At 47.5% G+C, this 9,110-nt stretch carries 9 protein-coding genes and 2 pseudogenes; 7 read left to right on the plus strand and 4 right to left on the minus strand.

The genetic code is table 11. From position 1 onward, the window contains the following. Positions 1 to 101: pseudogene (locus PJF56_RS21970) on the minus strand (transposase); the annotation flags it as partial. An 88-nt stretch (positions 102 to 189) separates the two neighbouring features. On the opposite strand from PJF56_RS21970, the gene PJF56_RS01250 reads away from it, so the two are divergent. The 3 genes from PJF56_RS01250 to PJF56_RS01260 are packed head-to-tail and all read left to right on the plus strand — an operon-like array spanning position 190 to position 1,450. Then, positions 190 to 822, plus strand: a complete 633-nt coding sequence (locus PJF56_RS01250) for a vWA domain-containing protein (RefSeq protein WP_283760812.1) — start codon at positions 190 to 192, stop codon at positions 820 to 822. Continuing rightward, positions 815 to 961: a hypothetical protein gene (locus PJF56_RS01255; RefSeq protein ID WP_283760813.1), complete on the plus strand. Its 147-nt coding sequence runs from the start codon at positions 815 to 817 to the stop codon at positions 959 to 961. Before PJF56_RS01250 ends, PJF56_RS01255 begins: the two co-directional genes overlap by 8 nt. Before the next feature lie 24 nt (positions 962 to 985). Beyond that, a complete protein-coding gene (locus PJF56_RS01260) occupies positions 986 to 1,450 on the plus strand; it encodes a gas vesicle protein K (protein ID WP_283760814.1) in 465 nt (154 codons plus the stop codon). Between the two features lie 89 nt (positions 1,451 to 1,539). Here PJF56_RS01260 and cpcD/petH read toward each other — a convergent pair whose 3' ends face one another. Then, the gene (cpcD/petH, locus tag PJF56_RS01265) at positions 1,540 to 2,748 is read right to left on the minus strand and encodes a bifunctional rod-capping linker CpcD/ferredoxin--NADP reductase PetH (protein WP_283760815.1); all 1,209 of its coding nucleotides are present in this window, start codon (positions 2,746 to 2,748) and stop codon (positions 1,540 to 1,542) included. Positions 2,749 to 2,925: 177 nt separating this feature from the next. Next, a complete protein-coding gene (gene cpcD / locus PJF56_RS01270; RefSeq protein ID WP_283760816.1) occupies positions 2,926 to 3,177 on the minus strand; it encodes a rod-capping linker protein CpcD in 252 nt (83 codons plus the stop codon). Positions 3,178 to 3,817: 640 nt separating this feature from the next. Between cpcD and PJF56_RS01275 the strand changes: the two genes are divergently transcribed. From PJF56_RS01275 to PJF56_RS01285, 3 genes are all read left to right on the plus strand, one after another. Further along, positions 3,818 to 4,822, plus strand: coding sequence for a phosphoribulokinase (locus PJF56_RS01275; RefSeq protein ID WP_283760817.1), 1,005 nt, complete (start codon positions 3,818 to 3,820; stop codon positions 4,820 to 4,822). Positions 4,823 to 4,995: 173 nt separating this feature from the next. Then, positions 4,996 to 7,824 carry a valine--tRNA ligase gene (locus tag PJF56_RS01280; RefSeq protein WP_283760818.1) on the plus strand — a complete coding sequence of 943 codons (2,829 nt, stop codon included), beginning with the start codon at positions 4,996 to 4,998 and terminating at the stop codon, positions 7,822 to 7,824. Between the two features lie 32 nt (positions 7,825 to 7,856). Continuing rightward, entirely contained in the window at positions 7,857 to 8,384 is a 528-nt protein-coding gene (locus PJF56_RS01285) for a hypothetical protein (RefSeq protein WP_283760819.1), read from the plus strand. Positions 8,385 to 8,426: 42 nt separating this feature from the next. On the opposite strand, the gene PJF56_RS01290 is transcribed toward PJF56_RS01285, so the two are convergent. Further along, positions 8,427 to 8,636, minus strand: a complete 210-nt coding sequence (locus PJF56_RS01290) for a hypothetical protein (protein WP_283760820.1) — start codon at positions 8,634 to 8,636, stop codon at positions 8,427 to 8,429. Positions 8,637 to 8,836: 200 nt separating this feature from the next. Here PJF56_RS01290 and PJF56_RS01295 point away from each other — a divergent pair. Further along, a pseudogene (locus PJF56_RS01295) lies at positions 8,837 to 9,110 on the plus strand (Uma2 family endonuclease); the annotation flags it as partial.

Consider the following 9,110-nt stretch of genomic DNA (forward strand, 5'->3'; position numbering starts at 1 on the left):
AGTGCTATGCAATGATTATAAATGACCCCAGCCGCATTGATTTGTCGCTTTAGGTATCTATTGCGCTTGTGTTTGTATAGCTTAAACTTTAGGGTTCTCATAATGTTATGATAACACGAGGACTTGGCAAAAAGCCGCCCTTCCAGGGCGGGGCTTTAAACCCAATTTTTCTGGTAAAGAGAGAACCCCATGACTGAAGAAGCCATATTACAAGACAGGGATTATACCGTGATTATTGCCCGAAGTCCTGGGAATGATCGGCCCACATCGCCTGAATTTAAGCACGCTTGGGAACAAGCGCGATCGCGGTTATTAGCCTTGTGTCGCCAATGCGCAGAACTCGATCCAGACTGTCTGAGCCTGTATAATGCGGCTGTCCCTAACTCCAGTGTGGCGAACCCTGTCAGTTGTGCGAGTGAAGCGGAAATTATTGCCCTGCTCGACTCCTACGATCCTAACCAAGCGATCGCCCTAGAGGAAACCGTTAAACTGGCTCTAGACAATTATTTTACCCGCAAAGCCAACGGACAGACCAAAGTCAATGGGGAAATTATCCTGGTGATTTTGGATCGAGAACCCCAAAATCGGGTAAAACTGATTAAACTTTTAGTAGAAGCGACCCAGAAAATGGAAACCCAAGAAGAATTGGGGATTACCTTTATTCAAGTTGGTGACGATGCCCTGACGCGGGGATTTTTGAAATCCCTAGATGACGATCTCGCCAGAGCAGGCGCTCGGTTAGATATTGCCGATACCCAATCGATGGATGAATTAGCCTCTGGGTCATTGACCGATGTACTAATGGGAGCCATTTATGACTAAGAAGTATATCTCATCCGAAGACTATCGCCAAATGCTGGTTCGGGATGGCGATCGCCGCTTTCAGGAGTGGCACAGTCAATATTTACACTATCAGAAGCAGTATTTGAATCAACAGCTCAAAGAGCGTAAGGTAAACTAAGGTTGCACTACGACTCAATCAAGCATGACTTCTTCGATAGTTCCCTCTTCCGATCACTCCCCTGACGCAGGACTTGCCCCCCTACTGCTCACCGTTGTCGAACTCATTCGCCAACTCATGGAAGCTCAAGTCATTCGGCGCATGGATTCTGAGAGCCTAAGCGAAGAAGAATTAGACCGAGCAGCCGAAAGCTTACAGCGTCTAGAAGAACAGATTATCAACCTGTGCGAAATATTCGACATCGATCCAGCCGACTTAAACATTGACTTAGGGGAAATCGGCTCCCTATTGCCCAAACAAGGCTATTATCCAGGGGAACGTAGCAGCGATCGCACCTCCATTTTAGAACTCCTAGACCGCCTCTTGAATACCGGCATTGTCGTTCAGGGCGATGTAGACCTCGGTTTAGCCCAACTCAACCTCATCCATGCCAAACTCCGCTTAATTCTCACCTCCAAACCCATCGGCGATGGTATAGGTAATGGGTAATTGGCGATCCCCCTATCCCTCCTTATAGAAGTAGGGGAGTCCCCTAGAGAACTCCCCTAAATTTGGCGATCGCAGAACTCAATCAGTTCTTAGTAAGTTTCCACATGCCAACGATGTTCTTTCTTCAATTTTTTCTGATAATCCTTCCAGTCAACATCAAACTTTCCAGCCGCCGCAGACATCCCTTCATCAATACCGCCTTCCATACCTTTGAGACCACAAATATAGGTATGGGTATTCGGTTTTTGGATCAACTCCCACAGCTCATCCGCATTTTCCTTAATCCGGTCTTGGATATACATCTTACCGCCTTCAGGATTTTTCTGTTCGCGGCTGATAGCATAAGTAAGGCGGAAATGATCCGGGTGTTCCTGCTGGATTTTTTCCAACTCTTCCCGATAGAGAATATTTTGACTATAAGGAATACCAAAGAACAACCAGGCAAATCCCCGGAAGTTATAATCTTCATGCTTCTCCTTAAACATGCGCCAGAGATAGGCACGGAAAGGAGCAATTCCCGTTCCCGTTCCCATCATAATAACCGTAGCTTCCTCATCATCCGGTAAGAGCATTTCCTTACCCACCGGCCCAGTGATCGCCACATCCGCACCCGGTTCCAGATTGCACAGATAAGTCGAACAAACCCCATAAACCGTTTCCTCGGTTTCCGGATGTTTATATTCCAGTTGTCTCACACACAAAGAAACCGTCTTATCCTCCTCCTCATCACCATGACGAGTAGAAGCGATCGAATACAACCGCAACTTATGCGGCTTACCCTTATCATCCGTTCCAGGAGGAATAATCCCAATACTTTGGCCTTCCACATACTTCAGGTCTCCTTCGGACAGATCGAACGTCAAATGTTGAACAATCCCCGATCCCCCTTCAGCAACCAACTTTTCATTACTGAGACACTTACCGATATAAGGATCTTTCGGTCGATAAATATTGATCGGAATCTTTTGATCTTCAGACTTCTTATGGACTTTACCTTCAGTCCCTGGAGTAGAAGAGGCGGGAGAAGGGATAGGGGCTGGCTCCCAAACCGATTCTTTACGAGAAGGCGTATCAGCATTAAGGGGCACAATATTAACAATTTTGCCCCCCAGACGAGCAATCCGCTTCATTTCCTGATTCATACGGCTGTAAGGCACAGTCATGAAGACACTACCACTGCGACGAACAGAACAATTCATATTCGCCGTACTACCTGGGTTAAGACCCACCACTTCAAACTGAAACAGGCGGTTTGACGACACGCTACTGGATCTACCCATTAAACTCGATGTATACATTATCTTGATTTTCTCCTTTCCCCATTGATATCAGCACGGCATATTACCGCAAGATGACTTAACCACCACTGTTGCCAGTAGGCAACAGTAATGATTTAAGCGACTAGAGTTACTGTAAGTGAACCACTCTCATGGGTCAATCTAGCTCTCCCTGAATCTTGAAGAGCTAGACCCTATTTAGGCTTCGTCCTCAGAGGACACAGCAAAATTAAGGGGCACAATGTTCGTAATTGTGCCACCTAGACGAGTAATGCGCCTCATTTCCTGATTCATACGGTTGTACGGTACAGTAATCATTGCACTACCACTGCGCCGAATGGAGCAATTCATATTCTCCATATTGCCTGGATTCAGACCAACCACCTCAAACTGAAACAAACGGTTTGAGGACGCGCTACTGGTTCTGCCAGCTAAACTCGATGTAGGCATAGCTTTAGATTTCTCCTTTTCTCTTTTAATATTCGCTATTGCTAAAACATCATCCCCTTGCCACTCAGACTTGGGGCAACAGGAATCTCCCAACCCCTCCCAGCAACTGTACGTGAGTTGACGTGAGTTCCTCGGAGAGCTGTCCATCAAGTGGGGTTAGCCAGACTTAAAGAGCCAGACAAAATCTAGGCTCAGGGAGGCGATGCCCTGGTTAGCCAAAACACTCTTCAGGAGTCTCACCTCCCCTCTCTACCATCTGGCCAGCGAGGGACAATGCCACCATTTTATCGAAAAGCGCCCCCTTTCAGAGGAATAATTAGGATTAGGTTTTCTTAAAGACCCCATTCACCGTAGCATAGGTATTGAGGACAACCCTAAATCTCTAAACGCGCCTTGTGGGGATGATCCCATTCTGGTAAAATTTCCTCCAGAATATTGAACATGGAAAACTGAGCTGAAACTCTAGCTTGAGTTGTCCCCAACCAAAGAGAGCGAGGCTGCTATTTAGGGAGCAAGCGCCCTCCAGTGTTGAAAAATCTCGAAGGGCGGTTTTAATGGGTTGCCCTCAACGCTAGTTTAACTCCATTAGTGATAAACCAAAACTAACTTTAGTGAACCCATTGATTGACAGAGGAAATCTATGACCAGTAAACCGGATCGCGTGGTTTTAGTTGGTGTTGCCGGAGACTCCGGTTGTGGGAAATCAACCTTCTTACGTCGCTTAACCGACTTATTTGGAGAAGATCTCATAACCGTAATTTGTCTGGATGACTACCATTCTTTAGACCGTAAGCAACGTAAAGAAACCGGGATTACCGCGCTCAACCCCAAAGCCAATAACTTTGACTTAATGTATGAGCAAGCCAAAGCGCTTAAAAACGGTGAATCCATACAAAAACCCATTTACAACCATACAACTGGGGAACTCGATCCCCCCGAAACCATCCATCCCCGCTCCATCGTTGTTCTAGAAGGGCTACACCCGATGTACGACGAGCGGGTTAGGGAGCTATTGGATTTTAGTGTTTATCTTGACATCAGTGATGAAGTCAAAATTGCCTGGAAAATCCAGCGAGACATGGCAGAGAGAGGCCATCGCTATGAAGATGTACTATTTGCCATTAATGCTCGCCGTCCGGACTTCATGGCCTATATTGACCCCCAGAAAGCTCATGCTGATGTGGTGATTCAGGTCTTGCCTACCCAACTGATTCCAGACGACAAAGACCGTAAAATCTTGCGGGTACGGATGATCCAACGCTATGGAGTCGCCGGTCGCGAACCGGTTTACCTGTTTGACGAAGGATCGACCATTGACTGGATTCCCTGTGGACGGAAGTTAACTTGCTCCTATCCCGGCATTAAAATGCATTATGGGCCAGATGCTTACTATGGCCATGAAGTGTCGATCCTGGAAGTCGATGGTCAGTTTGAGAATCTAGAGGAACTCATCTATATCGAAGGTCACTTGAGCAACACCTCAACAAAAGAATATGGGGAATTAACTCACTTGCTGCGGCAACATCCGGATTATCCGGGTTCGACCAATGGTACAGGACTGTTCCAAGTGCTAACCGGATTAAAAATGCGAGCCATTTACGAGCAGTTAACCCAAGAGTCCGTAAAAGTCCCTGCCAGTGTTTAGCACTCTAGGGATAAGACTTGGACGGTTGGTTCTCCGATAAACTAGATCCCGAAAGTATGTGCGAGAGTCTTTTGGTCTGGCTCTCGCAATTTAGATCCCAAACGGGTGAACCAACCTACAATTCGACTTCCCTCGACCACCTATCACCGATCGCCAATCGATTCTGTTTATCCATGAGCGCACATTCTTCTAGTAACCCGACTCAATACGATCCCTTGAGTGCTGAAGCCAAATGGCAACGGTATTGGGAAGAAAATGAAATCTTTAAGGCCGATCCGAGGGAGGGTGGAGATGCCTACTGTGTGGTGATTCCACCCCCGAATGTAACCGGTAGCTTGCACATGGGCCATGCCTTTGAAAGTGCCCTGATTGATACCTTGGTTCGCTATCATCGTATGTTGGGAGAAAATACGTTGTGGTTGCCGGGAACCGATCATGCCAGTATTGCCGTACAGACCATTTTAGAGCGGCAACTCAGAAGTGAAGGCAAAAATCGCTACGATGTCGGCCGGGAGGTGTTTTTAGAAAGAGCTTGGCAGTGGAAAGAAGAGTCGGGTGGCACAATCGTGAATCAACTGCGCCGCCTAGGGGTATCCGTGGATTGGTCGCGGGAGCGATTTACGATGGATGAAGGGCTATCAAAGGCAGTGATTACAGCCTTTATGCGCCTTTATCAAGAAGGTTTGATTTATCGGGGCAACTATATGGTGAATTGGTGTCCCGCTTCTGAGTCGGCAGTGTCCGACTTGGAGGTTGAAAATAAGGAAATAGATGGCCATTTGTGGTATTTCCGCTATCCGTTGACGGAGGGTGAGGGGTTTGTGGAAGTGGCAACCACTCGACCGGAAACCATGTTGGGAGATACGGCGGTGGCAGTAAATCCCCAGGATAAGCGGTATAAAGATTTAATTGGCAAGACGTTACGGTTGCCCTTGGTGGGTCGGGAAATCCCCATTATTGGGGATGAATATGTGGATGCGGAGTTTGGAACAGGTTGTGTAAAAATCACGCCTGCCCATGACCCTAATGATTTTGAGATGGGCAAACGCCATAACCTGCCGATGATGAATATCATGCACAAGAACGGCAGTTTGAATGAGAATGCTGGGGAATTTGAGGGGTTAGACCGGTTTGAGGCGCGGAAGGCAGTGGTGAAGCGCCTAGAAGAAGAGGGATGTTTGGTGAAGGTGGAAGATTATAAGACGACGGTTCCTTATAGCGATCGCGGCAAAGTCCCCGTTGAACCCCTGATTTCTACCCAATGGTTTGTCAAAATTCGCCCCTTAGCCGATCGCGCCCTAGAGTTGCTCGATAACCAGAATGAGCCTGTATTTGTGCCCGATCGCTGGAGAAAAGTCTACCGAGATTGGTTAGTAAAATTAAAAGATTGGTGTATTTCCCGGCAATTGTGGTGGGGGCATCAAATTCCCGCTTGGTATGTGGTCAGCGAAACCGAAGGAGAAATTAAAGATTCGACTCCCTTTATTGTAGCGGCCAATGAAGCCGAAGCCCTAGAACAGGCCCAAGCCCAATATGGAAAAAATGCTCAACTAGAGCAAGATCCCGATGTTCTCGATACCTGGTTTTCCTCCGGACTCTGGCCCTTTTCCACCATGGGATGGCCCGAAGAAACGGCGGATCTGAGCCGCTATTATCCCACCACCACCCTAGTCACTGGCTTTGACATTATCTTCTTCTGGGTGGCGCGGATGACGATGATGGCTGGCCACTTTACCGGCAAAATGCCCTTTGAAACAGTTTACATCCATGGCTTGGTCAGGGATGAAAACGGCAAGAAAATGTCAAAATCGGCCAACAATGGCATTAACCCCCTGATCTTAATCGAAAAATATGGGGCCGATGCCCTCCGCTATACCCTAATTCGGGAAGTCGCTGGTGCAGGGCAAGATATTCGCCTAGAATACGATCGCAAAACCGATGAGTCTACCTCCGTACAAGCCTCTCGCAACTTTGCCAATAAGCTCTGGAATGCAGCCCGGTTTGTGATGATGAACTTGGATGGCAAAACCCCGTCAGATTTGGGAATGCCAGCCATGGAAGATTTAGAAGACGGCGATCGCTGGATACTCTCCCGCTACCATCAAGTCGCTAGGCAAACCCGCAACGACTTAAACCAATATGGCTTAGGGGAAGCAGCCAAAGGAATCTACGAACTGATTTGGAACGACTTCTGCGACTGGTATATTGAACTGGTCAAACCCAGACTCTGGCAAAACGATAAGGAGGGAGATGCTGCGAACCGTTCACTTCGACTTCGCTCAGTGAACGGTTCGCGGTTAGTTGCCCAACAAGTCTTAGCCCTAGTCTTAGACGGGATCTTAAAACTGCTGCATCCCTTTATGCCCCATATTACCGAAGAAATTTGGCAAACCCTCACCCAAAGTGAGGTCGCTTCGACTGAGGTCGCTTCGACTGAGGTCACTGAGCGGAGTCGAAGTGACCTCACCTCCTTAGCTAGGCAAACCTATCCCGAACCCGATGAGGCACTGATCGACCCCAAATTAGAAACCCAATTTGCCCAACTGATCGACGTTATTCGCACCCTTCGCAACCTGCGGGCGATCGCCGAAATTAAGCCCGGTCTCAAAGTCCCCGTAGTCCTGCAAACCGAAAATCAAACCGAGCAAGAGATTTTAACCCAAGGCTCATCCCTAATCCAGAATCTGGCCAAAACCGAAGCCCCAACTGTTTGTGCGACCTTAAACGAAACCATGAAACAAACCGTTGTCGGAGTCACCGGAACCGTGCAAGTCTTGATTCCCCTCGCTGGGGTTGTGGATATTGGGGCCCTACGCGCTAAAGTCGAGAAAGATTTAGGTAAGATTGAAAAAGAAAGCCAAGTTCTCCAAGCCCGTTTGGGGAATCCCGGATTTGTGAACAAAGCGCCTCAAGATGTCGTTCAAGGGGCCAGAGATACATTAGAACAATTACAAATCCAGGCTCAAATCCTGCGCGATCGCCTCAGTAATCTCTCAGATTAAAGGCGATCGCCTTTATCTACCCGATCGCTTCCATGACTTACAGTGAAAAATCAACGGCCATGTTATATCTAGCCCAGGTACAGACAGAGCAATTTTTAGGTAAAGCGGGTTTACGAGTTTTGGCAGCTCAAGAGTCCGAAACCACCTGGAAACTGGCCACTCAGGAAGAAATCATTCCTTGTACCGACCCTGAAACTTGGACTCAGAACCAGCTCGTGCTAGTGGAACTGACGGAAAATCGGCAAATCCTGAGTATTTCTGATGCCAAAGATTGGGTGTTAAAATTAATCGAACAGTATTTATCAGTAGGGATTACCCCAGAATTTTTACAATCAGAAATAGAACGGGCGGAACAATGGCGGCAAGATCTGACCCTGCAAAGTCAGGAAGTTGCTCGTGGACGACTGGAAGTCGAGGCTCGTCACGCCCAATTACAAATTGTAGAGGAAAAACTCAATAAGGAAAAAGTACAGCTAGACGAGGAAAAACAAGCGCTGCAAGAGCAGCGTCAGCACGCAGAAGAGCCAGATGAAGAGGATGAGTTATCCCCTGAAACGTAACGATCTCTGGGGGGTAGCAGCGCTCTGGATTCGGGGCGATCGCTATTGACTAGAAATTTGACTGCCACAGAGCAACTCACGAGATTCTTGCTTCACATTACCCATCATCGCCGCCATTTGTAATTGTCGGAAAGCGTGAAAATCTTCTTGACCATACGGGTTCTGCAACAGCGATCGCAGTTGATTTTCCGATTCAATGGATAGATAACCGGTGGTTAATGCTTCCTGAACCACTTGGGAAATGACACTCATGAGACCTATACCTTTACTCATTCTTGTTTAGTATCGGGCCAAACCCGAACATCGCTTGTGATTTGAATCTACAATGCTTTGTGAAATTTCTGTGAATTTTCAGTGACACTTTGTCAATTGGCCCAAACAAAGTCCGTAAATATAGCAGTTTTTTCAGCGATCGGGTATTATAAAGTATATCTGTATGGTGTGTAAGATTCATGGTTCAAACTCCCCTTTCTCCAGATATCCTCTATCCAGATTCGGACGGGTTACCCATGGCCGAGAATACCGAGCAATATGAGTGGATTGTCCGTTTAGTTACCAATCTCAAACATTTATTGAAAGATGAAGAAGCCTTTGTAGCGGGAGATTTGTTATGGTATCCCGTGCAAGTGGATGCCCCCCCCGCACCCTGCCAAGCACCCGATGCCATGGTAGCTTTTGGTCGTCCCCCCGGTTACCGTGGTAGCTATCGTCAATGGGAAGAAGACA

It is taken from the genome of Roseofilum halophilum BLCC-M91 (assembly GCF_030068445.1).
GTDB classification, from domain to species: domain Bacteria; phylum Cyanobacteriota; class Cyanobacteriia; order Cyanobacteriales; family Desertifilaceae; genus Roseofilum; species Roseofilum halophilum.